Origin of the sequence: Streptomyces pseudovenezuelae, assembly GCF_001513955.1 — a bacterium.
Taxonomy (GTDB): domain Bacteria; phylum Actinomycetota; class Actinomycetes; order Streptomycetales; family Streptomycetaceae; genus Streptomyces; species Streptomyces pseudovenezuelae.
Genome location: NZ_KQ948152.1, coordinates 57554 through 84397, shown reverse-complemented (window position 1 = coordinate 84397; position 26844 = coordinate 57554). Strand labels below are relative to the sequence as shown.

The window sequence follows — 26844 nt, the reverse complement described above, 5'->3', positions numbered from 1 at the left end:
TGTCAGACCAGTCGCTTGCGGTAGTGGACGCGGTCGTAGGCCCCGTCCACTCGCCGTTCCACGACCTCGTAACCGAACTTCGGATAGATCTCCTGGTTCTCCCACATCATCGCGTTCGTGTAGAGCCTGACCTCGGGCAGGCCCAGCGCACGCGCGTGTGCCTCGACGAACCGCAGCAGCCGTCCGCCCACGCCCTGCCCCTGGGCCTCGGGGCGGACGGCGATGTTGTCGAGGTACAGATGGTCCGGATGCTCCTCGACCACCACGAGCCCGACCACGGGGTCGCCCGTGACGAACACCTGCCCCGCGGCCACGGTCGCCGCGTGGTCCCGCTCCATGGGCTGGGGTACGCGTCCGATGCGCTCGATGTAGTGCTCGTACGCCGCGTCGGTCAGGGCCTTCACAGTCGGCACGTCGGCCGCCTCGGTGGGTCGGATCTCGTCGTTCGTCATGCGCGCACGGTAACTGTCTGATCTCCGTCTCAGCACTCCCTTAAGAGGGCCATAAAGATCGTCGGCGACCGTCACTGGCTGGGGATTTCAGGGTTTCTTTGATCCGGCACCCATCAGGACCGGTTCCGAGGAGATCCCCCATGCCCGCACGCCGCAAGGTCGCAGCCGTCGCCGCCGGCCTGGCCCCGTTCGCCCTGACCGCGCTGGCCGCCGCGCCCGCGTCCGCGCACGGTTCGATGGGCGACCCGGTCAGCCGGGTCTCGCAGTGCTACGCGGAGGGCCCCGAGAGCCCGAAGTCGGACGCGTGCAGGGCGGCGGTCGCGGCTGGGGGTACCCCCTCTGGGGGAGGCACGCAGGCGCTCTACGACTGGAACGGCGTCCGCATCGGCGACGCGAACGGACGGCACCAGGAACTGATCCCGGACGGCCGGCTGTGCAGCGCGAACAACGACGAGTTCAAGGGGCTCGACCTGGCCCGCGCCGACTGGCCGGCGACGAGCGTGAGCAGTGGGTCGTACACCTTCAAGTACCGCGTGACCGCTCCACACAAGGGCACCTTCACGGTGTACCTCACCAAGCCGGGCTACGACCCGGCGCAGCGGCTGGGCTGGGACGACCTCGACCTGTCGAACCCGGTCGCGACGGCCACCGACCCGGTCGCCTCGGGCGGCTTCTACACGTTCTCCGGCAGGCTCCCGGAGCGCTCCGGGAAGCAGCTTCTGTATGCGATATGGCAGCGCTCGGACAGCCCGGAGGCGTTCTACTCCTGCTCGGACGTGACGTTCGGCGGCACCTCGGGGAGCACGGCGAGCGGTGCGACACCGGCTCCGAGCGCCTCCGCACCCTCCGAGGAACAGATCGAGGACGGCACCGACAAGTCGACGGTCGAGCACCACGGGCACGGTGACGACGACGCCGGTACGTCGGCGGAGCCGGTGGCCGCCGCGGGGACGGAGAGCCTTCCGGCCCATGACGTGCGGGCGGCGGGTACGTCGCAGAAGCTCGCCGAGACGGGTGGCGACAGCAGCACCTCCTATCTCGCGATGGGCGGTGCCGCCACGCTCGCGGCCGGCGCGGCGGCCCTGTTCGGCTCGGTGCGCCGGCGCGCGGTGAACGACGGTGGAGGGCACGGCCGTTGACCGGATGAACTCCGGGGCCTGACCGGCGGCTCAGGCCGGACAGGCCCCGGCGGCGCTCAGCTCAGCGCCGACGCGCAGGTGGTGGCGGTGGCGTGGGCCGGGTCGAGGGCGTTGGCCACCTCGTGGAAGGCGATCCGGTCGAACAGCCCGATGGCCACGTGCTCGGAGAGGTCGAGCGGACACAGGTCCTGGAGCAGGACGTTGTGGACGCCGGACCCGCTGAGGAACTGGCTCCGGTACGGCGTGACGACCTCGTCGTACCTGGTGGCGAGGACGGTGTACTTGACGCCGGGGACGGTGTCACCGCCTTCGTTGAGCTTGGCGAGGAAGGGGGACCCGACGACCTGGTCGGCGAGGGCCGGGGTGTTGGTGGTGAGCAGGTCCTGGACGCCAGGGAAGTACGGCAGCAGGTTGGTGAGGCCGGACAGGGTGGTGCCGTGGTTGTCGGGGGCGATGCCGACGAGGGCGTTCACCTTGGCGGCTCCGCCGAGGAACCTGAGGTAGTAGCGGGGCATCAGGCCGCCCTGCGAGTGACCGACGAGGTCGGTCTCGGGGGCGCCGGTGGCGGCGAGCACCTTGTCGACGAAGGTCCTCAGCTGCTCCGCCGACTTGTCGATGGGGCCGAGGCCGTACACGAGGGGCACGCCGGGGAGCTGACCGTAGTCGAAGGAGAAGACGCAGTAGTCGCGGTTCTCCAGGTAGGGGGCGAGGGCCAGCCAGTTGTCTACGGAGTTGGCGAAGGTGCCGTGGACGAGGACGACGGGGCGGGGGTGGGCGGCGGAGGGCTTGCAGGACCAGTCGTTCCAGCCCCGGCTCGGGGCGTCGGACGCGTGGGCGACGGTGGCGGCGGGGACGACGGCGACCGTGGCGGTCAGCAGCAGGGCGGCGAGGGGTCTGAGCAGTCGTTTCCAGGGCAGCATCGGGTGATCTCCTTGCGGCTCAAGGGAGTTGCGATGGCCGTACGCCCTGTGACCCGGATCACGAGGATGCTGTTCAATTCGAAAGTTACGGACGAGTAGTGCACTTGTGAAGTTACGCGTCAGTAAAAACTTCCAGCGCTAACCACTTCGTATGCATCTGCTGATGAACCGTCACCAGGCGGGCCTGATGGGACCATAGGGAGCGATACGCCCCAATCGCTCGCGCAACGCGCGCACTTCACCCTCACCGAGTACATCGGTCCACTCCCGGACGGCCTCCGCCGCGGCCTCCTCCGCCGCACGGGTGCAGGCCCACCCCCGCTCGGTCAGCACGACGAGCCGGGCCCGCGCGTCCGCGGGATGCGGCCGCCGTTCGGCGTAGCCCTTGCGCACGATCTCGTCCACCAGTTGGCTCGCGGCCTGCTTGGTCACCCCGAGATGGGCGGCCAGCTCCGTGACCGTGGCCCCGTCCGGCGCGAGCCGCGCGAACGCGAAGCCCCAGGCGGGCCGCGCCTCGAACCCCCGGCTGACGACCCCGTCGTTGATGCGCTGGGTCAGGTCACCGGCGGCGGCGAGCAGGGCGGCGGCGAGGGCGAGGGCTTCGGAGTTCTGCACCCAGGCATTGAAACACCCTTGACGAATTGGTCAAGCAGCTTGACCATAGAGCCATATAGTCAAGCTGCTTGACCATGTCGATCCGGAGGCCCCCATGCCCGTAGTCCCCTCGTCCGACGCCGTCACCCATGAGATCCACGGCGCCCGTTTCGTCTCGTACGCCACTCCCCTCAGCGGCGCCAAGGAGCTCTGCGCCTGGCGCGGCGAGATCCCCGCGGGGACGAAGGCGCCGGCCCACACCGTCAACCGCGAGGAGATCTTCCATCTGCTCATCGGCGAACTCCTGATCACCCTCGACGACGTCACCCATCGGATCACCGCAGGCGACACCGTGATCGTCAACCCCGGGGTGACCTTCGCCGTCGAGAACCCCACCGATCACACCGCGCTCACCTGGGTCACCACCTCCGTCGGCCTGGAGGCGGAGCTGGCCGACGGCACCCGCATCACTCCCCCGTGGGCCAACTGACCCCTAGGGCCTGTCGCTTGGATCAGCCCGGCGTCGCCAGAAAAGCACCGCACCTCACGGCCGGCCTGATCCAAACGACAGGCCCTATGCCGCCAGCGCCCCCGGCAGCACCGCCAGCGGTCCGAACCTCGCCCGGGCGCGGTCCGCGGCCTCCTCGATGCGGCGGAGCTTCTCGTCGGTGGGGTCGAAGGTGAGCTGGTGGGAGGCCTGTTCGGCGGGGTCGAGCCCCTCGGCGCGCAGGGCGATGGAGCGGACCCGGGCGCGCTGGAGGCCGAGCGTCTCGTACATGCCGTAGGCCGCCCTGGTGAGGGCCGCGGAGTGGGCGGTGGGTTCGCCGAGGGTGCGGCTGCGGGTGGTCGCGGTGCGGTCGGCGTAGCGCACGGTGAGGGTCAGGGTGCGGCAGACCTTGTCGAGGGCGCGCAGCCGGGAGCCCAGTTCCTCGGCGGCGGAGAGCAGCGCGCGGCGGTGCCGGTCGGGGTCCAACTCGTCGCGGGTGAAGGGGCGTTCGGTGGCCAGGGAGCGCGAGACGCCGTTCGGGACCACCCGGCCGCGGTCCACGCCGTTGGCCTTCTCGTGCAGTTCGCGGGCCGGCTTGGCGCCGACCAGGCGCTGAAGAGTGGACAGGGGCGCGGCGGCGACCCGGCCCAGGGTGTCGAGACCGTACTCGCACAGGACGCGGGCGGTCGCGGCGCCGACACCGGGGAGCGCGGCGACGGGCCGGCCGGCGAGGAAGTCCGCCGCCGCGTCCTCGGGAACCGAGCGGGTCACCCCGGGCCGGGCGTCCTTCAGCGCCATGCGGGCCAGCATCGGCCCGGGCCCGGCGCCGATCGCGCAGTCGACGCCGTGCAGGGCGAGGGCGCGGACCCGGATCACCGAGGCCAGTTCGACGGCGTCCCGCTTGAAGTACCGTTCGGCGCCCCGCAGATCGGCCAGGGCCCGGTCCGGTGGCAGCGCCTCGACGACCGGGGTGAACTCCTCCAGGAGACCGAGCAGTTCGGGCAGGGCCGCCTCCCGCGTCGGCGGCAGCTGGAAACGTACGCAGAGGATGGTCATCCCGCACTCCCCGGACTCTGGTGCCACAACTTCCGTACCTGTGAGGCCTCTTGACCCGCCGGTCGCAGATCGGCCCACGGATGCAGTTCGTATCCCGTCGGCATTTGGATTCGCCGGCCGCCGGTCGGATCGTCGTCCTCGCCACCGGGTCTCGCCGGCACCGGTTCGGCCAGGCGGGCCGCCACCGCGTCGAGGCCTTCGCCGTCCCGCAGTTCGACCAGTTCGGCGAGGTTCCAGGCGGCCGCGCCCACCACGCTGAGGCTGCGCGGGCCGCGCCGCTGCACCACTCCGCGCACCAGCAGCAGCCAGGAGTGGAAGACGGTGTGCGCGCAGGCGTCGTGGGAGTCGTCGAAGAAGGCGAGGTCGACCAGCCCCGTGCCGTCGTCCAGGGTCGTGAAGATGACCCGCTTGCCGGACCGGATCGGCGGAGTCTGGGTGGCCGCCTTGGCCCCCGCGACCAGCACGGTCTCACCGTGCCGCGCCTCACGCAGCCGTCGCGCGCCGACCACGCCCAGCTCCTCCAGGAACTCCCGGTGGTCGTCCATCAGATTGCGTGAGACGTCCATCGACAGCACGCCCAGCTCGGCGCTGAGCCTCTCGACGGAGGACAGGTCCGGCAGTCCGGCCGGGGCCGTCTTCCGCCCGCCGGACAGGGGGAGCTGGCCCCCACGACCGGCGCGTGCGCCCCGGTGCAGTTCGGTCAGGTGCAGTTGCAGGTCCCGCCGGTTGGCACCGAAGGAGTCCAACGCGCCGACCTGGGCGAGCCGCCCGGCCACCGGACGACTCGGCCGCCCGCGCTCCCAGAAGTCCAGCAGTGAGGCGTACGGCTGCCCCTGGGCGATCCGTTCCGCCTCGGCCTCGCTGATGCCGTGCACGTCGGAGAGGGCGAGTCGCAGGCCCCACACCGAGGTTTTATCAGACACCAGTTCGATCCTGTGTGCGACCCCCGACTCGTTCACGTCCAGCGGCAGGATCGGCACCCCGCGCCGCCGCGCGTCCGCCAGCAGCAGCCGCTTCGGGTACATCCCGGGGTCATGCGTGAGCAGTCCGGCGTAGAAGGCCGCCGGGTGGTGCGCCTTCAGCCAGGCCGACTGGTACGTCGGCACGGCGAAGGCGACCGCGTGCGCCTTGCAGAAGCCGTACGACCCGAAGGCCTCGATGATCTCCCAGGTCCGCTGGATCGTTTCCGCGCTGTATCCGTTCGCCGCCGCGTGCTGGGCGAACCAGAAGCGGATCCGGCCCTGCGACTCCGGGTCGGACAGCCCGCGCCGCACCCGGTCCGCCTCGCCGCGCCCGCACCCGGTCATGATGTCGACGATGTCGATGATCTGCTCGTGGAAGACGACGACCCCGTACGTCTCCTCCAGCGGCCGCTCCAGGTCCGGGTGCGGATACCGGACGGGCGCGCGTCCGTGCCGTGCCTCGATGAACGGCCGCACCATGTCGGCGGCGACCGGTCCCGGCCGGAAGAGCGAGATGTCGACGACGAGATCGTGGAAGGTGGCCGGCTGCAGCCGGCCGACCAGGTCCCGTTGCCCCGGCGACTCGATCTGGAAGCACCCGAGCGTCTCGGTGGACTGGATGAGCCGATACGTCGCCGGGTCGCCCGGCGGTACGGCGTCCAGGTCGACCCGCTCCCCCGTCGCCCGCTCCACCTCCGCGACCGCGTGCGCCATCGCGGACTGCATCCGCACGCCCAGCACATCGAGCTTGAGCAGCCCGAGATCCTCGACGTCCTCCTTGTCGAACTGCGACATGGGCAGGCCCTCGCCGCTGGTCGGCACGACCGGGGTACGGCGGAGCAGGGACGCGTCGGAGAGCAGCACCCCGCACGGGTGCATGGCGATCCCCCGGGGAAGGGCGTCGAGAGCCTCGACCAGTTCCCACAGCCTGCCGTACCGCTGCTTCTCCTCCGCGAGCGCCTTGAGTTCGGGCAGTTCCTCCAGTGCCGCGCGGGCGTCCCGCGCCCGGATGTGCGGGAAGGACTTGGCGATGCGGTCGATGTCGGCGGGGTCCATGGACAGGGCCGCTCCCACGTCCCGGATCGCGTGCCGCACCCGGTAGGTCTCCGGCATCGAGACGGTGGCGACCCGCTCGGTCCCGAACCGTCCGATGATCGCCCGGTAGACCTCCAGGCGGCGCGCGGACTCCACATCGATGTCGATGTCGGGCAGGACGAGCCGCCGGGTGGACAGAAACCGCTCCATCAGCAGCCCGTGCTCGACGGGATCGGCGTGGGCGATCCCCAGGAGGTGATTGACCAGGGAACCGGCGCCGGAGCCGCGGGCGGCGACCCGGATACCCATGTCCCGTACGTCGTCGACGACCTGAGCGACCGTCAGGAAGTAGGAGGCGAAGCCGTGGTGGGCGATGATGTCCAGTTCCTCGTGCATCCGCTCCCAGTAGGCGCGCCTGCCCGCGTATCCCTTCAGCACCATCCCGGCCGCCGCCCGTGAGGCCAGTGCCCGCTGGGCGCTGCGGCGGCCCGCGCCGACGAGGTGCGGTTCGGGGAAGTGGACGGTGCCGATCCCGAGGTCGTCCTCGGGGTCGACCAGGCACTCGGCGGCCGTCGCCTGCGTCTGCTCCAGCAGCCGGTGCGCGGTGTCGCGCCGGAAGCCCGCGGCCTCGACGATCCGCTCCGCGGCCGCCAGCATGGCGCCCTCGTCCTTGAGCCAGGCCTCACCGGAGTCCAGCTCCTTGACGGCGCCGACGGGGACGAGGCGGCGGGCGGAGTCCAGGACGTCGGCGACCGGGCCCAGCCCGGGGTCGGCGTAGCGGACGGCGTTGCTGAGCACGGGCCGGATCCGCTGCTCGGCGGCGAATCCGACGGTACGGGCGGCCAGCCGCAGCGAGCCGGGTCCGGTGCCCTCGCGTCCGTGCCAGACGGCTTCGAGGCGCAGGGCGTCGCCATAGGTCTCCCGCCAGGGGACGAGCAGTCGGGCGGCCCGGTCGGGACGGCCGGCGGCAAGGGCACGGCCGACCTCGGAGGCGGGCCCGAGCAGCACGGTCAGCCCGTCCCCCCGGTTCTCCGCCCGGGGTACCAGCGGTGTGCCCCGCTCCCCCTTGTCGGCGTGCGCCGCCGTGACGAGCCGGCACAGGTCGGCCCAGCCGCGGGCGCCGTCCCGGGCGAGGAAGGTGACCCGGGGGGCCGACTCGTCGACGAAGGCACCTCCGCGCACGGGAGCACGGCGCCGCTCCTGCCGTACGGACTCGGCCTCCTCCACGGCCAGGCCTGCCCCGAACAACGGCCGCACCCCCGCCTTCGCACAGGCCTTGGCGAACCGGACCGTGCCCGCGAGGGTGTCGCGATCGGTGAGGGCGAGAGCGTCCATCCCCCGCTCGACGGCGCGCTCGGCCAGGCGCTCCGGGTGCGAGGCGCCGTAGCGCAGGGAGAACCCGGAGACGGTGTGCAGATGGGTGAATCCAGGCATCCGCACCTCCCGCTGTCGAACATCAGTTCCCTATCGCCTCACCTCCACCATAGACCAAAAACCGAACACGTGTACGACAGCGTTCGAGTCACCTCCCACCTGCGGAAACGGCCTATTCGGACCCGGATGTGTCGGTCTCGGCGGATTCCTCGGCAAGGGGTTCGGCGGCGGCCGGCCGGGCCCCGGCGGTCGTGGCGCGCTGCGCGGTCTCCAGGGCGTGCAGGCGCCGTTTGATGTCGCGGAGCTCGGTGAGAAGGGTGTCGGGGCGGTTGATCCTGGTCACGGGGTACTCCTCCGGTTCATGGGGCGCTGGTGGCGGGTGTGACGGTCAGCTGGACCTGCTCCTCGCCCGCGTCGTTGCCCGGGGTGACCTCGATCCCGGTGATCCGTACGCCGAACCGGGTGCCCTCCGGAAAGAACACGTCCTTGATCACCACGAGGGCGTCGTCGCCGACCTGATAGGAGCCGAGGACGGGTTCCCGGTCCGCGCGCACGGTCAGCTCGGGCAAGACGACGGGGGCCGAGACGGCGGCGAGGGCCGAGCGGGCCTGGGAGCGCAACAGGTCCATGTCGGTGAGATGGACGTAGGAGACCTCGGTCTCGGTGACCGGGCGCCCGGTGCCGGGGTCCTCGGCCACCGCGACCAGCTGGCTGCCCTCGCCCTGCTCCCCGAGGGCGAAGACCCGGGTCGCGGTGGAGGCCCCGTCGGCCGGCCAGGTGTAGCCGATGAGGTTGGCGCCGTACTCCCACACGTGCGGGGTGCCCTGCTGGCCGAGGTGCGGGGTGCCGACCCGCAGTCGGCGCACGGGACGGCCGTCGCTGCCGTACGCCATGTCGAAGAGGAAGTCGGGGCCGTCCTCCAGGCTGGCCAGTTCGCGCAGCGCCTCACCCGTGCTCTTGAGGTCGCTGCCGGGATAGACCAGCGTGCGGGTGATGCCGGACAGGGCGTCGGACTCGGGGCGTATCCCGATGTCGCCGCGGGAGTGTTCCTGGGCGACGGCGACGAGGGCGCGGGCGATGTCGCTCTGGTCGCGGTCGGTGAAGGTGACGCTGACGGAGCCCAGGTCGGAGGCGGCCGGGTCGAAGGCGGCGGGCAGGACGCGGCGGTGGTCGAAGTAGGAGAGGAACCCGGCCGCGCCGATCTCCAGATGCTGATCGGCGGAGGTGTACTTGACGGTCCAGATCACCCCGCCCCAGACGAGCACGCCGTCGCGCTCAACGTAGAGGGCGGCGCGGCCCGGTTCGGTGAGTTCGCGGGGGCGGTGGACGGCGATCCGCGGGTCGCCGAGCGGCAACCGGGCGCGGAACTCGCCGGCTTCGTTGAGCTGGGTACTGAACGTGGCGTCGTACAGGGGGAGTTCGTCGGTGATGGCGCCGGTGGCGAGGTCGGCGGTGTAGTAGGTGTAGCGGGTCGGGCGGCCAGTCACTAGTCCACCAGCCAGGTGGTGTCGAGGTAGATCAGCTGGTTGGCCGGCAGCTGGACGCCCTGGGGGAACAGCACCACGGAGCCGTCGGTGCGGAGCATGAGTTCGAGTCCTCGTGTCACACCGCCCAGCGCGGTGTACCAGTGGTGCCCCACCACCGGGCGGAATGCGGCCGGGACGGCGATGATCTGGGTGCCGTTGGTCGAGAGGGCGAGTGCGGTCTGGAGGGCGCCGCGCAGGTGGACGACGGATCCGACCCGGCGCACGGCCGGTGTCTCGTTGTTGTACACGGTCCAGTTCGCCAGGACGGGCAGGGTGACCCAGCCGGTGTCGTCGTTGACCGCCCGCCAGCCCGCCGAACTGTCGTACCGCTCCAGGTGGTTGGTGTCCCAGCGGTGGATGTACATGCCGGAGTAGGGGTACGTGGGCCGGCCGCCCTCGCCCCAGACCCGCAGGATGCCGCCGACCGCCGAGGTCCAAGGGCGCAGGTCGTCGATGTCGGCGGCGGCGACGGACGACGCGTTCTTCGCGACCCTGATCCGGGCGAGCGGGATGAAGTCACCGGTCACCTGGGGGTCGGTGGGGGTCGCGGCGGCCGTTCCCTTGACGAGTTCGACGGTCATGCCGGTGCCGGCGTCGCCGTACTGCGTGTCGCGCTGCCGGGCCACCACGAGATCGTTGCGCGGGTTGCTGGGGTCCGCGGGGTTCGTGCCGAGGACGTCGAGGGTCTTCTGCTGGCCGAGCGTGACGAGATAGGCGCCGGTCGCACTGGCCCTGGTCCCCTGGATCACCCCCTGGAAGGGAGCGACGGTGACCTTGCCGGAGACGGTGGCGGTGGCCTGGACCCGGCCGGGGTCACCGGTGGCCGGCCGGATGCCGCTGCGGGCCTGGACCGGGCTGGCCCCGGGCGCGGCGAACACACCGGTGGCGAGGCGGGCGTCCTCGGCGTCGACGACCCCGCCGGAGATCCAGCCGGAGTCGCGTTCTGGGGTGGGCGTGCTCATGCGGATGCCTCTTTTGGTCGGGGTGTCAAGGGACGGGGAACGCGATCACGCGCAGGCCGGTGTAGTGCGCCTCGGGCGAGGCCACGCTCGCGGTACCGGTCGTCATCCCGCCGCCCCGGGCGATGAACTGCGTCAGCACGAGGCGTGTCGCGGCGGGCAGCAGCCGGTGGCCCTGGGCGACGCTGCTGGTGATCCCTGTGGGGCCCCCGTGGAAACAGGCAAGGGACAAGGTCGTCCCGTCCTGCCCGCGCACCACGTGGTCCCAGCGCTCGTTGGCACCCGAGGTCTGCGCGATCAACTGCCCGGTGACCAGGAGCATGCGGGGGTACGGCGCCGCGGGCACGGTCACCTGGTTGAAGATGTACGCGGTGGCTCCCGCCGAGCCGTTGGTCAGCGGCCAGCCCGTGTCCGCCGGCCCGAAGAACTCCACCGCCCCGGTGGCCGCGGGACGCCATGTCGTGCCGGAGCTGACCAGGTCGAGGCCGGTCTCCAGGTCGTACAGCCGCTGTCCGGCGTAGCCGTCGGCCGGGAGCGACTCGTAGGACTGCAACGGCAGTACTCCGCCCGCGGCCACGGCGAAGACCCGCAGGTCCTTGATGTCCGCCTGGGTGACGGAGCCCGCGTTCGCCCGCACGGTGATCTGGGCGAGCGGCAGGTAGTCGCCGGTGAGCCTCGGCGGGACCGGCGTCGCCGCGGGCGCCCCTGCCTCCACTTGCACCACCATGCCGTCGCTCGCGTCGCCGTACTGCCGGTCGGTCTGCCGGGCTACGACGAGCACGATCCGGGCGTACGACGAGTGGGCCGGGGCCTCGGTGAGCACGTCGAGGCGCTTCAGCTGGCCGAGCGTGATCAGGTAGGCGCCCGCGTACGGCGCGCGGGTGCCCTGCACGACCCCCTGGAAGGGCCGGATCTGCACATAGCGCGAGGGTGTCGCCTCCGCCTCGACGCCGCCGGGGTTGCCGGGGCCGGGTTTGATGCCCGTGCGGGCCGCGATCGGATTGCCGGGGTCGGCCGCCGCCGAGGCGAGCACCCCGGTGGCGAGCCGGGCGTCCTCGGCATCCACGACACCGCCGGAGAGCCATCCGGAGTCGCGCTCGAAATCTTTCATGCGGTGCGTTCCTTCTCGTGACTGAGGGCCGGCGGGTGCGGGTGACCGGGGGCGGCGGGTGTCAGAGCCAGGCGTCCCGCCACTCCGCGGTCAGCCGGGCGGCCGGGGCGTAGTCACGGGCGCGGAAGAGGACGGGCGTGGCACCCGGCGGCAGCGGGAACCAGTCCGAACCGGGCAGCAGGGTGGCCCGGCGGGAGGCGGTGCCCTGGAGCAGGACCGAGCGCGCGTCGGTGTCGATGAGCAGGAACTCGCCTTCCTGGAGGGTGAGTTCGAAGGCGAGCTCCTCACCGGTCGCGGTGTTGCTGATCACCGGCTGGACACAGGGCCCGACGATCCGCCAGACCGGCCAGGTCGGGACGGTGCCCTTGTTCTCCAGAAGCAGCCGGCCGCCGGAGGAACCGGACCCGAAGTCCAGCGGGAAGGACAGCGGGAAAGAGACTCCGCCACTGGAGGAGGGCAGCGGACAGGTGCTGCTGTTCAGGCCGTACGAGTAGCGCAGCGGGTCCGGGGCGGTCATGGTCAGGGAGAACTCGAAGGCACCGGACTTGCGGTCGACGATCTTCGTCTCCGCGGTGAGACGGACCAACGCCCGCCGGACGCGGTGCGGTTCGGTGACGACGAGCGGCACGAGCGTGCTGCCGTCGGCGAGTACGGCGGCCAGCCGGTCCTTGGCCTCCTCGCGGACGGCGCGTTCGGGGGCGATGGCCAGACCCTCCAGGGTGACCACACGAGGCCCCCGGTAGGAGGGGGCGTCGAAGGCGCCATGCCGCTCGGGGCGGTCGGTCAGGGTGAGCCGGACGGGCGGGGTGGCGGCCCAGCCCTGCTCGCTGGTGACCCACCACTCGACGCCGTCGTCGTCGACGGTGTTCCCGGCCCAGCCGTCCACCTCGAACACCGGCTGCTGGAGCTGACGCCCGCTCATCGCTTGGCCGCCCAGGCGAGTTCGCGGGCGGTGATCCGGCCGATCTCGTACTCGGACTGGCCGGGGCGGGGGTGGACGTTGACCGTGACGGGGGCGCTCGCGGGGGCGGCTTTGGTACGGGCCGACGCCCCACCCGCGACTCCGGCGAGGCTGTAACCGGGCCCGATGACGCTCCGCGCGGTGGCGGTGGCCAGCCGCCCCGCCGCGCCCGCGACCCGGTTCCCGGCCCCCTCCATGCCGAGGGCGAGGCCTTCGCCGACGTCCCCGCCGAACCCCATCATCACCTTGGACGGGGAGGCGATGCCGAGGATGCTGCGGATGGGGCCGGGGATGGTGTTGACGATGAAGTTCTTGACGGTGTTGAGAAGGGCACCGGCGGAGTTCTTGATGCCGTTGATGAGGCCCATGACGAGGTCACCTCCCAAACCCCTCAGCTGGTCAGGAAGTTGGGCGAAGAAACCCCAGATCATCCCTGGGATTCCGCGCAGAAAGTTGCCCGCGGCATTCCACTTGTCGACGATCCAGTCCTTTACCGACGCGACCGCGTCCTTGATCTTGTCCCAGTTCTTGACGATCGCGAGCACGGCGATCCCGACGGGGCCGGTGAGAATGGCGACGAGCAGGGGCCAGTTGGCCTTGAGCCAGTTGACGACGTTCTTCCCGGCGTCGATCAGCCAGTTGATGGCGACCGACGCCCCCTTCATGACCGTCCCCACCACCTGCCCGATGATCTTGAACGCCGCCTGCATGACGGCTTGCACGGTCTTGGACTCCATCGCCATGTCGATGAGCTTGGTGATGAGCGGCATGATGAGGGCGAGGATGGCACCGAGGATGTTGGCCTTCATGGCGGTGTTGAGCCCGCGCTGGGCGGTGGTGGCGGTACGCAGCCCCTGACTGAACCGCGAGAACAGCCCACCCCCGGACGCGGCACTCCGCCCCGCCCGCTGCACGTCGGCGGCGGCCCGGGTGGCGGCGGTCCGCACCTGGTTCAGTCCGGCGCTTGCTTGAGTGGCGCCGGTCCGCAGCCGCCCGGTGGCGGTGCTCGCCTGAGTGGCCGAGCTCCTGAGCCGATCGACCGAACTGCTGGCCCCCGTCGCAGCGGTGCGCAGTCGACTTCCGGCCGCGCTGGTCTGGGTCATGGCGGTCCGGAAGCGGGTGAGCGCGCTTGTTGCCTGGACCAGTGCGGTTCTCATGGTCGACTCCTGTGGGACGGGCGTGGCAGGCGGGTCGAAGAACTCATTACTTCAACCGCTGTTCGATTCTGGCCAACTCCTTGGCAAGGGCTTCTGATTCGGGAATCGCACCCTTCACGACACGGACGAACTGCTTGATGGTGTTTCTGAGTTGCTGCTCCTGTCGTTCCAGCTGGCGAACGTTCGGGATCGCGTCGAGTTTCCTGCCCTTGGGGGGAGCTTCACGCCCATGCTTCTCGCCGGCCAGCGCTCGGAATCTGTTCTCGGCCCATTTCCTATTCGTACTGATATCTCTGCGCATATCAGCGATGCTCGGCGGCTTGTTCAGCCTTTCTTCCAACAGCTTTATCCGAAACTTCGCCCTCTTGATCTCATCCTTGTTGATCTCTTCCTGAGTCAGAGGCTTTTCAGGCTTCTGGTCCTTGGCTCCCATCTTCTTCCTCAGCAAGTTCACCTTACTCAGGAGCCACTCATCATATTTGTCCTGGATACCGAAGATCTTGATGGGATCGAGGACATTGAACTCGGCTTTCAGTGCGTTGACCGCAATGTTGCCCGCCATCCCCTCGACCTTTCCCGGCCCGAGGGCCAGCGCCACCTTTTTCTCCGTGGTGACCTCGATGAAATTCAGCAGGATGGGTTTCGATGCAGCCTTCTCCAGGTCGCTGATCCGTTGCTGCAACTGCTCGACCGGACTGGGCGGTGTGGGCGGTGTGGGCGGTTTGGGCGGTGTGGGCGGTGAAGGAGGGCTGGACATCAATGGCCTTCTCTCGTCTAGGACGTCTCAGGGTGAACCGAAGAACGCCACGATCTCGGCCGCGGTCGCGGATCGTTCCTCTGTGGCGTCCGACAGGCCGACTGGTGGATCGTCCACCGCCGGAGCGAGTCGGCCCGGACCGCCCGACGGTCGCGGTACCGCCTCCGGATACTCCGCCGGTTCCGTGTCCTCATCGCGGTGGACCGTTGCGAACATCCAGTTGGCGACCGCCAGATGGTCGACGACCGCCGCCAGCAGATGGTCCGTGACCGTCCAGTCCGCCTGTTCGCCGTGGACCGCCCGGGCGAAGGACGAGTCCGACGGAAGGTGTTCGACGAGGACCCGCAGACGGCGGGAGGAGAGGCGGCCCCGGTGCCAGTCGAGGAGGTCGACCCCGTAGTGGCGGAGCAGATCCGCCTCCAGAGCCTCGGCGTGCTCGTCGACCAGCGCGCCGAGGCTCAGCCTTCCCCCAAGGACATGCCAGTGTCGTTGCCGTACGCCTCCAGGATCGCGGAGACGTCCTGCACACTCGTGTCGTACTTGCAGAAACGCTCGAACTGCTCCGCCCCGAGCAGCAGCGCCAGCAGCCCGTCGATGTCGTTGTCGTCCAGCGCGGCGATCTGCTTGGCGATACTGCGCGGGAACTCGGTGGGCAGCCGGAACACATCCCCGTCCACCTCGAACTCCCAGTTCTTTCCGACTGCTTCGAGCCGCTGGGCACGGGCGGCGTTGACGTTGAAGGGGGCCATGTCGGTGGGACTCCTTGCTGCGAGGTGACGTGAGAGGGACGAAGGGGTCAGGCCGCGCTGAAGCTCGGGTCCTTCATCAGGAAGATCGCCAGCGGGGCACCGTCCACCGTGGCCAGCGCGGTGAAGGTGACACCGAGCTTCACGGGCGCCGTACGGACGAGGGCGAGCTCCTCCGTCTCGGTCACCTGGCCGCGGGCGACGATCATGCGGTACTTGACCTCGTCACCGTCCACGAACTCCAGCCCGAGCATCCGCTCGTCGAACTTCGGCTCGGCCGCCAGCTCGTATTTGTAGAGCCCTGACCCGGTCGCCGTCTCCTTCACCTGCCCGCCGCCGAAGAAGAACGGCAGGGTGTCCTCGTTCAGCTGGAGCAGCTGGAACTTGAAGCTGAGATCGCGGTCGGAGTAGACGTACCGCGCCGAGCTGACGCTCTGCCAGGTGTCCACGGGGTCCAGCTTGTCCTTCTTGGAGATCTTGACCCCGTCGGTGGTGGTGTAGCCGAGGTCCTTCCACCCGGCACCCCACGCCGCGGCGGTGTCGGCGGGCGGTGCGGTGGCGAGCGGGGCGATGAGCACACGGCCACTGCCCGCGACCCGGATCTCCTTGGCGTTCGTTCCGGCCATCACTGCTCCTTGCTGGGAGATGGACATGACGTGCTGGTGTGTGGGAGTACGGCGAAGTCGAGCTGGGAACACGGCCGTTCAGGCCGGGCGAACCACCAGGCGGGTGGTCGAGACGTAGCGGTTGGCACTGGCGTGCCGGTAGTCGGGCAGCCAGCGCGGCCCGTCCTCCTCGACGACGTCCACGACGGTCGCCCCGCCGTACCGCACGCCCCGGAGCTGGAGCATCAGGGAACGCGCCACGAGGGAGACGGTGTGGGCCGCGGACTTGGAGGGGCCGTACACCTCCAGGTCGACCAGCGGATTGTCGAGCCGGGGGTCCTCCGCCCAGGCACCGCCCATCCGGGAGACCAGTACGGCGCGCTGCGAGCCGTCGAACCCGGCGGGCGGCGCGACGTCGACGAGGACGCCTGCCAGCTCGCTGCGGTCCTTGAGCAGATCGACGACCAGCTGCTCGACGTCCGGGAAGGTGATGTACGGCTCACTCATCGGAGTCTTCGGAGACCGCGGAGTCCTCGGAGCCCTCCAGGGGTTCCGCGGGGCGCGCGATGACACCGAGCAGTTCCCGCGCGGCCGGGTCGTCGACGTCCACGACGTCACCGGGCTCGTGCCCGTTCCACCAATAGGTCAACTGGATCTTCTGCACAGCGTTTCCCCCGAAACGTTTGGCTGTGAAGGCACCTGACCAGAGATCAATTTCCTTCGGTCAAAGGGAAGTTGAGCCCCAGGAACCGCAAATGTAACGGCCGTCCCAAGCACAGCGTGAGCAACTTGCGGTCTCGAACGGATAACGATGTCAGGAGACGCGAAAGCCCCGCCCCCACACGCAGGGGGACGGGACTTCACGCACCACCGAACCGTCGAAGCGTCAGCCGATCGACGCCCCGGTCGCCGACAGCGCCTCCGTCACCGGCTGGAAGAACGTCTCCCCGCCGGAGGTGCAGTCACCGCTGCCGCCGGACGTCAGCCCGATCGCGCTGCTCCCCGAGAACAGCGAGCCGCCGCTGTCCCCCGGCTCCGCGCACACATCGGTCTGGATCAGCCCGTTCACGATGTCGCCGTTGCCGTAGTTCACCGTCGCGTCCAGACCGGTGACCTTCCCGGAGTGCACCTGGGTCGTGGACCCGCTGCGCGTCACCGACTGGCCGACGGTCGCCGACGCCGCCCCGGTGATCGCCTGCGCGGACCCGTTGTAGAGGTCCACCTCGCTGGGGTGGTCGACCTCGGCCGTGTACTTCACCAGCCCGAAGTCGTTGTCCGGGAAGCTCGACACCTCGTTGGCGCCGATCTGCTTGCCGCTGGAGTCCGACCAGGTCGAGATCGCCTCGGTGCAGTGCCCGGCGGTGAGGAAGTAGGGCTGGCCGCCCTTGACCACGTTGAACCCGAGCGAGCACCGCCCGCCGGAGCCGCTGATCGCGTCACCGCCGGCGATGAAGGGCTTGAACTCCCCCTTGGTGCGCTGGAGTTCGGCCACCGAGCCGAGCCCGTCGACCACCTTGGTGAGCTTGGCCCACTCGCCGTCGGAGACCGTGCGGTCGGCGGTGACGACGACCTTGTTGGTGGTGGGGTCGGTCACCCAGGACGTCCCCGGGATGGTCGCGTCATCCGCGAGCGCCGTACGCGCGCTCTTCAGCTCGGCGAGGGAGTTCGAGACGACTCTGGCCGTGGCCCCGGCCGCCGAGACGGTCTTCGCCGCGTCCTCGTCGAGCACGTTCACCACGAGACTCCTGGTCTTCGCGTCGTAGAACGTCCCCGCCGCGTCGGCGCCGAGTTCCGTGCCGAGCGTCGAGGCGAGCTTTCCGGCCGCCGGGGCCGAGAGGGTCTTGGCCTGGGGCGAGGCCGGCGTCTCGCTGGCGTTCGCAGTCTGCAAGGTGACTCCCGCGGCGACCAGTGCGGTAACGCCCGCACCTGCCACGACGATCCGCCGCCTGGGTATGCGTCGGTGCTTCAACTCGCGTCCTCCTGTGGGGGGCCGGCCCGGAGATTGTGGGGATCGCGCGGGCCGGAAGGCTGGTTGACGAGGCCTTACTCTTCCGAACCCCACAGGGAGCGCACAAGGGTGACTTCAGGACGCGCGTAGAACGCGGTTGCGCGCCCTTGCCATTTTTGACAGTCCACGGTCACCCCAGGCCGTTCACGCTGCAAACACTACGAGCGAGTAACACCTCATCAGCCCGTGAGGTCTAGTCCTGTCCTGAAATCGACCCTTCGGAATCCGGATCCGGCCGGGGCTCAAGAGAAGGACGTTGCTCCTGCACCGGTTGCTGACGTTGCTCCTGCACCGGTTGCTGTGGTGTCGGCGCCGCCCGTTCCAGGAACCGCAGCAGCTCGACGGGGAACGGCAGCACCAGCGTCGAGTTCTTCTCCGCCGCCACCGCCACCACCGTCTGCAGCAGCCGCAGCTGCAGCGCGGCAGGCTGCTCCGACATCTCCTTGGCCGCCTCGGCCAGCTTCTTCGAGGCCTGGAGCTCCGCGTCCGCGTTGATGACCCGGGCCCGCCGCTCCCGGTCCGCCTCGGCCTGCCGGGCCATGGACCGCTTCATGGTCTCGGGCAGCGAGACGTCCTTGATCTCGACCCGGTCGATGGTGACCCCCCACTCCACCGCCGGACTGTCGATCATCAACTCCAGTCCCTGGTTGAGCTTTTCGCGGTTGGACAGCAGATCGTCCAGCTCGCTCTTGCCGATGATCGACCGCAGCGAGGTCTGCGCCATCTGCGCCACCGCGAACCGGTAGTCCTCGACCCGGACGACCGCCTCGGCCGGCGAGGTCACCTTGAAGTAGACGACGGCGTCCACCCGCACCGTGACGTTGTCCCGGGTGATGCCCTCCTGCCCGGGCACCGGCATGGTCACGATCTGCATGTTGACCTTCCGGAGCTTGTCCACGCCCGGAACGATCATCGTGAACCCCGGCCCGCGCACGTCCGGCCGGAGCTTTCCGAGGCGGAAGACCACGCCCCGTTCGTACTGCTTGACGACCCGCGCGGCCGCCATCACGTACACCGCTCCGGCGGACACGAGCGTTACGCCCGCCGCCACCAACTCCTCGACCATCGCGACCCCCAGGGTCCGAACCAGGCGCTCAAGGTGTGTACTTCGACGGTAACTCCGCGGTGTACACAAAGGGAGACGGAGGACACGGGTGGTCCACGGCATCAGGACTCAGGACGGCCGCCGGCTGACGGTCGAGGAGTACGGCGATCCGGACGGCAGCCCGGTGGTCCTGCTGCACGACACCCCGGGCTGCCGCTTCGGAGTCGTCCCCGGGGACGTCGTCGCCGCACACCCGCACATCCGGTTCATCGCCTATGACCGCCCCGGTTACGGCGACTCGGACCGGCTGCCGGGCCGCCGCGTGGCCGACGCCGCCCGGGACGTGGCGGAACTGGCCGGGGCCCTCGGGCTCGGCCGTTTCTCGGTGCTCGGATACTCCGGCGGTGCCCCGCACGCCCTGGCCTGCGCCGCGCTGCTGCCCTCCCGGGTGCGGCGCGCGGCGGCACTGGCGTCCCCCGCGCCCCCGGACGCGAGGGACCTGCGCTGGTTCGACGGCATGGCGGCCTCCCAGGTCGAGGAGTTCACCCTGGCGCTCACCGACCCGCTCGCCTTCGCCGAGCGCCTCGCCGTCCGCGCCGCCGACATCCGCCGCGACCCCGCGCAGCTGCTGGTCTCCCTGCGCGACGGGCTCACGGACTCCGACCGGCGGACCGTCTCCGAACCTGCGGTCGGGGAGATGCTGCTGCGCGCCTACCGGGAGGCGCTGCGCGGGTCGTCGTACGGCTGGCTCGACGACGGACTCGCCCTGCTCAGCGGCTGGGGCTTCGACCCGGCGGCCGTCACCCGGCCCGTCCTGTTGTGGCACGGCGCCCAGGACACGTTCTCCCCGGTCGGCCACTTCAGCTGGCTCGCGGACCGCATCCCCCGGGTCCGGCCCGTCCTCCAGCAGGACACCGGCCGCTTCGGAGCCCTGGAGGCCCTGCCGGCCGTACTGGACTGGCTGTGCACACCCCCGGAACGGACCACCTCGTGATCGCGACGTCGTGATCGCGACGAGCCCCCGTACGACGGCTGCGTACGGGGGCTCACCCTGGGCCGGCCGCGGTTCAGGCCGCTGCCGGTCCTAGAAGACGCTGACGCCGTAGGCGCTCAGGGCCTCGGTGACCGGCTGGAAGAAGGTCGTGCCGCCGGAGGAGCAGTTGCCGCTGCCGCCGGAGGTCAGACCGTAGGCGATACCGCTGTTGGAGTAGAGCGGGCCGCCGGAGTCGCCGGGCTCGGCGCAGACCGTGGTCTGGATCATGCCGTAGACGACGTCGCCGCCGCCGTAGTTGACGGTCGCGTTCAGCGCGGTGACCCGTCCGCTGTGGATGCCGGTGGTGGAACCGCGGCGGTAGACCGTGGTGCCCACGCTCGGGGTGGCGGCGCTGGTGATGTCGACGCTGCCGACGGTGCCGGAGATCGACGAGGTCGGGTAGCTGGTCGAGTACTTGACGAGGCCGTAGTCGTTGGTCGGGAAGCTGGAGCCCGCGGTCGAACCGAGCGTGGTGGTGTGCCCGGAGTTCGACCACCAGGTGCCCGCACCGTCGGTGCAGTGACCGGCGGTCAGGAAGTAGTAGGTGCTGCCGCTGCGGACGTTGAAGCCGAGGGAGCAGCGCCAGCTACTCGCATAGATGGCGTCGCCGCCGGAGATCAGCTTGTTGAACTTGCCCGGGGTCCGCTTGATCGTGAGCGCGTCGGCGTTGCTGCCGGCCTGCTCCTTGATCTTGGCGATCTCGGCCTGCGAGACCGTGCTGTCGACGGTGACGACGACACGGTTGGTCTTGCTGTCGACGGCCCAGGCGGTGCCCGGGATGTCGGCCTTGAGCACCGAACTGCTGGCGCTCTTGAGCTCGGTGGTGCTGAACGGGGTCGCAGCGGTCGCGTTCGCGCTGGGGACCGCGATCGCGGCCGCGGCCACGAGTCCGGTGGTACCGGCGATCAGCCGGGTCCGTCTCGTAATGCCACTGCGGGGGTTGGTGCGCTTGATCCTCACGTTTCGTTCCCTCCAAGGGAAGTCGGGGGCCCGCGTGGGGTCGGGGCCCGTGAGGCGCAGTCAGCGGCGCGGGCGTCCGGTTTTCGAACACGCCGTGCTCCTGACAAGCGCTGAGGGGGAGTATTCGGCCGAACGGACGGTCGGCGCAAGGGCGCCTTTCGGCCGTCAATCTTTGAAAGACCTTTGTGATTCAGAGGGAACGGTCATGCCCCGGATCGCATCCCGCTCCCCCGTCGTGACAGCAGCGCCGAGGGCCTTCCGCGACGGCGGAAAGCGGCAGATGCCGTGGTCGGCGAGGAGACGGGGCGTCAGCGGCGCTCCGGCCACGCCGACCGTCGTACGGCCGCCGGCGTCCGGCGCGGACGGGTACGGAAAGCGGAACCGGCGGCTGCCGTTCCCGCTCGCCGCATCGCCGAAAACAGCCCCCGGCGAGTTACCCGCACCGGTGGGCGGGGACGGCGAGATCCAGGTGCTCCCGGAGCGTGCTGCCCGGGTAGAAGGTGCGGAACAGTCCGCGGTGCTGGAGCAGCGCCACCGTGCCGTTGACGAGCCGTTCCAGGTCCCGCAGCGGTTCGGCGGGGGTGAGGTGGAAGCCGTCGACGACGCCCTCGCCGTGCCAGGTGGCGATCAGTGCCGCGAGGTCGACGGGGCCGCCCCGGTACAACGGCCCCTGCGCGGTCCGGCGGGGTCCGCCCCCGCCGTGCCCCGGCGCGGCCGCGTGCTCGCCGTCGCCGAGGTCGACGAGGAGACCGGCGAGGACCCGCAGTTCCTCGGGGCGACGGCCGAACTCGGCTGCCATGGCGTGGAGTTGATCGCGTTCAGCGGCGGCCTGCGCGGCGCTCGCGGCGCGGACGAGGGCCACGTCGGCGTACCGGGCGGCGGTTCTGCGGGCGGGTTCGTCGGTGGCGTCGACGACACGGACCGGGTGGCCGTGCGCGGGTCGCGGACCGCCGTTCGGCATGTCCCCTATCTCGGTGTCACCCTCTCTCCCGTCCCACAGTCTCGCGGCCACGTCGGCGACTTCACCCGTCTCCCTGTCGATACGCCAGCCGGCCCGGCCCCGGCTGACCCGGTCGAGGGTCGCGACGGCGGCCTGGGCGGGGAAGAGCTCGGGGTGGGTGCTCGCGACGGTGGGCACCAGGCCGATCCGGCCGGTGGCGGACGCGACCCGGGACAGCACCGCGAGCGCGTCGAGGCCGGGCCGGGCGAGGGTGTCGTCCAGGCTCACGAAGTCGAGCCCGCCGCGCTCGGCGAGCCGCGCCGCCTCGACGTAGGGAAGCGCGTCGTACGCCGACGGCTGGTCGAGGGCGGCGGCGAGGTGCACGAGCCCCCGGCCGTGGGAGGAAGCCATGTGAGGGAGTCCTTTCGGGGGAGAATCCGGCCCGCCGCGGCGGGGAACAACCACGACCGCGCGGAGCGGCGGCCGTCTCGCGCCGACGGCTCAGGCGGCCGCACGACCGGCGAGCTCCCCCAGGAACTCCAGCGCGGCCCGCGCGGTCGCGTCGTTCTGCCGGAACGCGGGCCCGCCGGTGCGCGGCCGGGTGAAGGCGCCGGGTGTACGGCCGTCGGTGTGCGGCCCGAGGGCGAAGCGCCGGGGGTGCGGGCGCCCGGACCGGTCCAGGACCCGCCCGTCGACACGGTCCACCCGCAGCAGCCCGTCGGGGCTCTCGGCGACCCCCTCGGTGTGCAGCGCGCGCAGCAGGGGATCGAGGGCCCGCCGGACGGTCGGCTCGGGCAGCCGGGCCTCGACCAGGGCCCGCGCCTCGACCGAGTGGCCCGGGACGGTGGGGCTCGACGCCCGGAACACCCCGTCCTCGGCGCGGACTTCCATGTCCGCCCCGACGAACCTGAGCACCCCGGCCCGGGACAGCGCGAGCAGCTGCCGCAGCCGGGGGCCGGGCGGCCCTGAGGCCAGATAGCTGAAGAGCCCGTGCCACCGGCCGCCGATGTCCCCGAGCCGGACCAGTTGCCCGTAGACGGAGAGCAGCCCGAGGAACACGGCCAGGTCGGGGCTGTACCGCGGATCGTGGCGACGGCTCAGGTCGGTCTCGACGTACTCCCGCAGCCCCTCCTGGAACGCCTCGTGCGTCGCGTACCGCGCCCCCTCCAGCGGCCGGTCGAGCGCGGCGAGGTCGAGCCGGTCACGGGGATCGGGCACGGCGGAGGCCACCAGGGTCTCCCGTTCGGCGGCCGCCTCGACGACCGCGTACTTCTCCTCGAAGTCGCTCCAGGGCATCGCGGTCCGCTCCGGATGCACGGTGAACAGCCGGTGGTAGTGGGCGAACCCGAGTTCCTTCTCCACCAGCGGCCACACGTCCCGCCGGAAGTCGAAGCCCGCCGGCCGGGCGAGCAGCCCGTCGATCTGGGCCGGCCCCAGGAAGCGGGGCAGCGGCGGCCGCTCACCGGTCCAGTCGTAGCCGATCTTCGAGTGGTACGGCACCCCGCGCCGCGATCCGACGTGGAGGACCGGCTCGCGCCCGGACGGGAGATAGGTGTCCCCGTCGTACCGTCCGCCCCGGCCCTCGGTCAGCAGCGCCATCAGGTCGACGAAGGCGAGCCCGAACCCGCGGACCAGGACCGGTTCGCCGGGCGCGAGCGCGGACAGGTCACTGTCGGCGGTGAAGTCGGGCGGCAGGTGGACGAGGCCGTGGGCGCGGGCGTACGCCGCCAGGTCCCGCTGCTCGTCGTCGAGTTCGGCGTCGAGGTGCCCGAGGGTGAGGACGACCAGGTCGGCGGGGAGCGGGCGCGGACGGCCCTCCAGCCAGACCCGCTGGCGTCCCTCGCGCGGCCCGCTCACCCGCAGGGCGCGCCGGGGGTGGTGGTGGACGGACACGGACGACGGCAGCGCGGCCACCGCCTGCTCGTGCACCCAGCGCAGATACGCGCCCTGGAGCTGCCGGTCCGCGAAGGTGCGCCCGTCGATGCCGGCCCACTCGTGCAGGGTGGGGCCGGGGCGCACGGGTCCGGCCATGTCCACCGTCTCGTCGGTGAACATGGTGACGTCCTCGGCGTGCGAGTTCATCCACAGCAGCGGTGACTGCGCCGCGCGCCAGACGCGTCCGGCGCCGGGCGGGTGCGGATCCACCAGGTGCAGGTCGAGGCCCGAACCGTCGTACAGCTCGGGGGCGTTGGCGGCGATCCGCTCGATCAGACCGGTCCCCCGCGGCCCGGCTCCGACGATCACCAGCGAGGGCCTCATCGGGGGCTCCCCGAACCGCGGGTGTCAGGTTTCTGCGCCACCGCACCGGTCGGTTCCGGCGCGGCGCAGGGGTGGAGGAGGGTGTCGGAGGACATGCGAAGGCTCCGTGACATCGAGTCGGTCGAACTCGGACGGGTGCCTTCACACGGACACAGAAGATACGGCCGAGCCCCTCAGCAGGGCCGTATCCGCCGAGAGTACGGGGCCGTTTCCCCACGCTGTCAAGGTTGTCCACACTGTGAGCCGTACGTCTCAGGCTGGTTGACGCCCCACCGGATGCCTGTTCCACTTGCCTCATGCATCCGCAGCAGTGGCTGGTCAAGCGCTCCCACATCGACTTCGGTCGCGTGTGGTCCTCTTCCTGTTGAGCCGACCCACTGCGCGCCCTGCCTCCGCGGGGCGCCTTTCGCGTTCTCCTTCCCCGCCTTCACACGCGCCCTCCCCTCAACCGGCGTCCCTCGCTTCCCGCGGACCGCTTCACCCTGCTCACCGCCGGGCCCCCGGCACGGACCCGGTCCGGCCGTGCGGCCCGGCACCTGTGCCGCCCGCTGTGCGGGAAACCGCACGCCGGACCCGGCGATAACGAAGTCCCGGATCTCCCCTCCGGAAGGGAAACGGCTCCGCGCGGGCTTCTCCGGCCGAAAAGAATCTCCACCGGCCTGAGCCGCCGTCAGAACCGATACCCGCACGCCGACAGCGGCGGGCCTGGCGAATCCGGGCACGGCGATTCCTCGTGGTCGGAACGGCGTTGAGCAGCGGATTCGTCGCGGCCGTGCCGTTCACCCGTACGCGCCAGCCCTCACCCGTACGCCGTGAAGAATCATATTTCACTCACAGTCAGCAGCCGTATGGGACACGACCCTTGGGGTACCTGGGCTCTCGACGTATTCGCTGTGCACCAGTACCGTCACAAACCCCCCGCGCGGCGGCTATTCACTTGGCGCGCGATCCGCATCATGGATGACCATAGGGATACAAGAGCAAGACAGACCGCTGTGAGAGGAGGCGTCCATGGGATCGGTGCGCAAGGCGAGTGCCTGGCTGGGCCTCGTTGACGACAACGATGACGAGCGTTACTACGACGACGACGGATACTCCGAAGGGACCGAGCCCGGGGATGCCTGGGTCACCGACCCACGGGTCAAGGTGGCCTCGGACGTCGCCGAGGAGAAGGGCCGTCGCATCGGCACGGTGACCCCGGACAGCTTCCGGGACGCCCGCGCCATCGGCGAACTGTTCCGTGAGGGCGTCCCCGTGATCATGAACCTCACCGCGATGGAGGCCGGCGACGCCAAGCGGGTCGTCGACTTCGCGGCCGGGCTGATCTTCGGACTGCGCGGTTCCATCGAGCGCGTGTCCACCCGGGTGTTCCTGCTGTCCCCCGCCAACACGGAGATCGTGAACGGCGATCCGGCCGCGCACCGCACGGACGGCTTCTTCAACCAGAGCTGAGGCAGGGCCGCTCGCCGGCCCTGCCCCAGGCAGGTTTCACCGGAAGGCATCCAGTCCGGTGAGTGCCTTGCCCAGCACCAGCTGGTGCATCTCGACGGTGCCCTCGTACGTCAGCACCGATTCGAGGTTCGTCGCGTGCCGCATCACGGGGTATTCGAGGGAGATCCCGTTGGCACCGAGAATGGTCCGCGCCGCACGGCAGATCTCGATCGCCTCGCGGACGTTGTTGAGCTTGCCGAAGCTGACCTGCTCGGGACGCAGGCGGCCGGCGTCCATGCGCCGCCCCAGATGGTGGGCGAGCAGAATCCCCTTGTGCAGTTCGACCGCCATGTCGGCGAGTTTGGCCTGGGTGAGCTGGAAGCCCCCGATCGGCCGCCCGAACTGCTCCCGCGTCTTCGCGTAGTCGACGGCGGTCTCGAAACACGACCGCGCCGCCCCCATCGCGCCCCAGACGATCCCGTACCGGGCGTGCGAGAGACAGCTGAGCGGCCCCTTGAGCCCGACGACCTCCGGCAGCACCGCGTCGGCGGGCAGTCGTACGTCGTCCAGGACGAGCTCGCTGGTGACGCTGGCCCTCAGCGACCACTTGTGCTTGATCTCCGGTGCCGAGAACCCCGGCGTGCCGGTCGGCACCACGAACCCGCGGATTCCGTCGTCGGTCTGCGCCCACACGACGGCGACCCCGGCGACCGACCCGTTGGTGATCCACATCTTGCGCCCGTTGAGGACCCAGTCCGTGCCGTCCTTCTTGGCGTACGTCCGCATGGCTCCGGGGTCGGAGCCGTGATCGGGTTCGGTGAGCCCGAAGCAGCCGATCACCTCACCGGCGGCCATGCGGGGCAGCCAGGTCTGCTTCTGCTCCTCGCTGCCGAACCGGTGGACGGCGTACATGGCGAGGGAGCCCTGCACGGAGACGAGGGAACGGATCCCGGAGTCGGCGGCCTCCAGCTCCAGACAGGCGAGGCCGTACTGCACGGCGGAGGCTCCGGCGCACCCGTATCCGTCGAGCGACATCCCGAGGGCGCCGATCTCCCCGAGTTCCCGGGCGAGTTCCCTGATCCCCGGCAGCTCGCCCTTCTCGTACCAGTCGGCGACGTGGGGCAGGACGCGGTCGGCGGCCCAGGTCCGCACGGTCGCGCGGATCGCCAGGTCCTCCGGCTCCAGCAGGTCGTCGATGCCGAGGGGGTCGGCGGGGTCGAACGGGGGCATGGCACATCCTCCGGCAGAAGGGCTCCAGCGGGCGGGCGACTGGAAACTAGCACCGCTAATTTAAGCTTCCGTCGCCGACGTTACAGCGCGCTGTGCC

General features: G+C 70.6%; 26 protein-coding genes. 4 read left to right on the top strand and 22 right to left on the bottom strand.

All coding sequences use genetic code 11. From position 1 onward, the window contains the following. Positions 1 to 2: 2 nt before the first annotated feature. Complete coding sequence (locus AQI94_RS34710) at positions 3 to 452, bottom strand: GNAT family N-acetyltransferase (protein WP_031060572.1); 450 nt, start codon at positions 450 to 452, stop codon at positions 3 to 5. A gap of 140 nt (positions 453 to 592) precedes the next feature. Here AQI94_RS34710 and AQI94_RS34705 point away from each other — a divergent pair, with 140 nt between their 5' ends. Beyond that, a complete protein-coding gene (locus tag AQI94_RS34705; protein ID WP_031060577.1) occupies positions 593 to 1591 on the top strand; it encodes a lytic polysaccharide monooxygenase auxiliary activity family 9 protein in 999 nt (332 codons plus the stop codon). A 56-nt stretch (positions 1592 to 1647) separates the two neighbouring features. Here AQI94_RS34705 and AQI94_RS34700 read toward each other — a convergent pair whose 3' ends face one another. Together AQI94_RS34700 and AQI94_RS34695 are read right to left on the bottom strand one after the other, a co-directional pair. After that, positions 1648 to 2511: an esterase/lipase family protein gene (locus AQI94_RS34700; RefSeq protein WP_031060579.1), complete on the bottom strand. Its 864-nt coding sequence runs from the start codon at positions 2509 to 2511 to the stop codon at positions 1648 to 1650. A 171-nt stretch (positions 2512 to 2682) separates the two neighbouring features. Next, a complete protein-coding gene (locus AQI94_RS34695; protein WP_031060581.1) occupies positions 2683 to 3126 on the bottom strand; it encodes a MarR family winged helix-turn-helix transcriptional regulator in 444 nt (147 codons plus the stop codon). Between the two features lie 94 nt (positions 3127 to 3220). On the opposite strand from AQI94_RS34695, the gene AQI94_RS34690 reads away from it, so the two are divergent. Next, entirely contained in the window at positions 3221 to 3595 is a 375-nt protein-coding gene (locus AQI94_RS34690) for a cupin domain-containing protein (protein ID WP_031060589.1), read from the top strand. 84 nt (positions 3596 to 3679) lie between these two features. Here the strand turns inward: AQI94_RS34690 and AQI94_RS34685 are convergent, their stop codons facing one another. From AQI94_RS34685 to AQI94_RS34625, 15 genes are all read right to left on the bottom strand, one after another. After that, entirely contained in the window at positions 3680 to 4648 is a 969-nt protein-coding gene (locus AQI94_RS34685) for a DNA polymerase Y family protein (RefSeq protein ID WP_062230094.1), read from the bottom strand. Further along, positions 4645 to 8079 (bottom strand): DNA polymerase III subunit alpha, encoded by a 3435-nt coding sequence (locus AQI94_RS34680; RefSeq protein WP_031038749.1) that lies wholly within the window; start codon positions 8077 to 8079, stop codon positions 4645 to 4647. The genes AQI94_RS34685 and AQI94_RS34680 overlap by 4 nt, the downstream gene beginning before the upstream one ends. 112 nt (positions 8080 to 8191) lie before the next feature. Further along, the gene (locus AQI94_RS45215; RefSeq protein ID WP_167364538.1) at positions 8192 to 8362 is read right to left on the bottom strand and encodes a hypothetical protein; all 171 of its coding nucleotides are present in this window, start codon (positions 8360 to 8362) and stop codon (positions 8192 to 8194) included. A gap of 16 nt (positions 8363 to 8378) precedes the next feature. Beyond that, positions 8379 to 9506, bottom strand: a complete 1128-nt coding sequence (locus tag AQI94_RS34675) for a hypothetical protein (protein WP_031038747.1) — start codon at positions 9504 to 9506, stop codon at positions 8379 to 8381. Further along, the gene (locus AQI94_RS34670) at positions 9506 to 10507 is read right to left on the bottom strand and encodes a hypothetical protein (protein WP_031038746.1); all 1002 of its coding nucleotides are present in this window, start codon (positions 10505 to 10507) and stop codon (positions 9506 to 9508) included. Before AQI94_RS34670 ends, AQI94_RS34675 begins: the two co-directional genes overlap by 1 nt. A gap of 25 nt (positions 10508 to 10532) precedes the next feature. Beyond that, a complete protein-coding gene (locus AQI94_RS34665) occupies positions 10533 to 11615 on the bottom strand; it encodes a hypothetical protein (RefSeq protein ID WP_031038743.1) in 1083 nt (360 codons plus the stop codon). Positions 11616 to 11676: 61 nt separating this feature from the next. Continuing rightward, on the bottom strand, positions 11677 to 12537 hold the full coding sequence (locus AQI94_RS34660; RefSeq protein ID WP_031038741.1) for a phage distal tail protein: 861 nt from the start codon (positions 12535 to 12537) through the stop codon (positions 11677 to 11679). Beyond that, entirely contained in the window at positions 12534 to 13733 is a 1200-nt protein-coding gene (locus AQI94_RS34655; RefSeq protein WP_031038739.1) for a phage tail protein, read from the bottom strand. Before AQI94_RS34655 ends, AQI94_RS34660 begins: the two co-directional genes overlap by 4 nt. A gap of 46 nt (positions 13734 to 13779) precedes the next feature. Beyond that, positions 13780 to 14415, bottom strand: coding sequence for a hypothetical protein (locus AQI94_RS34650; protein ID WP_031038737.1), 636 nt, complete (start codon positions 14413 to 14415; stop codon positions 13780 to 13782). 533 nt (positions 14416 to 14948) lie between these two features. Further along, the gene (locus AQI94_RS34645; protein WP_020139388.1) at positions 14949 to 15239 is read right to left on the bottom strand and encodes a hypothetical protein; all 291 of its coding nucleotides are present in this window, start codon (positions 15237 to 15239) and stop codon (positions 14949 to 14951) included. Between the two features lie 47 nt (positions 15240 to 15286). Further along, positions 15287 to 15862, bottom strand: coding sequence for a phage tail tube protein (locus AQI94_RS34640; protein WP_020117845.1), 576 nt, complete (start codon positions 15860 to 15862; stop codon positions 15287 to 15289). 78 nt (positions 15863 to 15940) lie between these two features. Further along, on the bottom strand, positions 15941 to 16348 hold the full coding sequence (locus AQI94_RS34635) for a hypothetical protein (RefSeq protein WP_031038724.1): 408 nt from the start codon (positions 16346 to 16348) through the stop codon (positions 15941 to 15943). After that, positions 16341 to 16505 carry a hypothetical protein gene (locus AQI94_RS45210; protein WP_167364537.1) on the bottom strand — a complete coding sequence of 55 codons (165 nt, stop codon included), beginning with the start codon at positions 16503 to 16505 and terminating at the stop codon, positions 16341 to 16343. Before AQI94_RS45210 ends, AQI94_RS34635 begins: the two co-directional genes overlap by 8 nt. A 222-nt stretch (positions 16506 to 16727) precedes the next feature. After that, positions 16728 to 17810, bottom strand: coding sequence for a S1 family peptidase (locus AQI94_RS34630; protein WP_078902620.1), 1083 nt, complete (start codon positions 17808 to 17810; stop codon positions 16728 to 16730). Positions 17811 to 18042: 232 nt separating this feature from the next. After that, positions 18043 to 18915 carry a slipin family protein gene (locus AQI94_RS34625; RefSeq protein WP_031038717.1) on the bottom strand — a complete coding sequence of 291 codons (873 nt, stop codon included), beginning with the start codon at positions 18913 to 18915 and terminating at the stop codon, positions 18043 to 18045. Positions 18916 to 19003: 88 nt separating this feature from the next. On the opposite strand from AQI94_RS34625, the gene AQI94_RS34620 reads away from it, so the two are divergent. Beyond that, the gene (locus AQI94_RS34620) at positions 19004 to 19888 is read left to right on the top strand and encodes an alpha/beta fold hydrolase (RefSeq protein WP_031038713.1); all 885 of its coding nucleotides are present in this window, start codon (positions 19004 to 19006) and stop codon (positions 19886 to 19888) included. Positions 19889 to 19978: 90 nt separating this feature from the next. On the opposite strand, the gene AQI94_RS34615 is transcribed toward AQI94_RS34620, so the two are convergent. The 3 genes from AQI94_RS34615 to AQI94_RS34605 form a co-directional block, all read right to left on the bottom strand. After that, positions 19979 to 20887: a S1 family peptidase gene (locus AQI94_RS34615; RefSeq protein WP_031038712.1), complete on the bottom strand. Its 909-nt coding sequence runs from the start codon at positions 20885 to 20887 to the stop codon at positions 19979 to 19981. 433 nt (positions 20888 to 21320) lie between these two features. After that, positions 21321 to 22238, bottom strand: coding sequence for an LLM class flavin-dependent oxidoreductase (locus AQI94_RS34610; protein WP_031038710.1), 918 nt, complete (start codon positions 22236 to 22238; stop codon positions 21321 to 21323). Positions 22239 to 22328: 90 nt separating this feature from the next. After that, complete coding sequence (locus AQI94_RS34605) at positions 22329 to 24086, bottom strand: FAD/NAD(P)-binding protein (RefSeq protein WP_031038707.1); 1758 nt, start codon at positions 24084 to 24086, stop codon at positions 22329 to 22331. A gap of 1011 nt (positions 24087 to 25097) precedes the next feature. On the opposite strand from AQI94_RS34605, the gene AQI94_RS34600 reads away from it, so the two are divergent. Then, the gene (locus tag AQI94_RS34600) at positions 25098 to 25538 is read left to right on the top strand and encodes a cell division protein SepF (protein WP_031038704.1); all 441 of its coding nucleotides are present in this window, start codon (positions 25098 to 25100) and stop codon (positions 25536 to 25538) included. Between the two features lie 36 nt (positions 25539 to 25574). Here AQI94_RS34600 and AQI94_RS34595 read toward each other — a convergent pair whose 3' ends face one another. Beyond that, on the bottom strand, positions 25575 to 26747 hold the full coding sequence (locus tag AQI94_RS34595) for an acyl-CoA dehydrogenase family protein (protein WP_031038701.1): 1173 nt from the start codon (positions 26745 to 26747) through the stop codon (positions 25575 to 25577). Positions 26748 to 26844 lie beyond the last annotated feature (97 nt).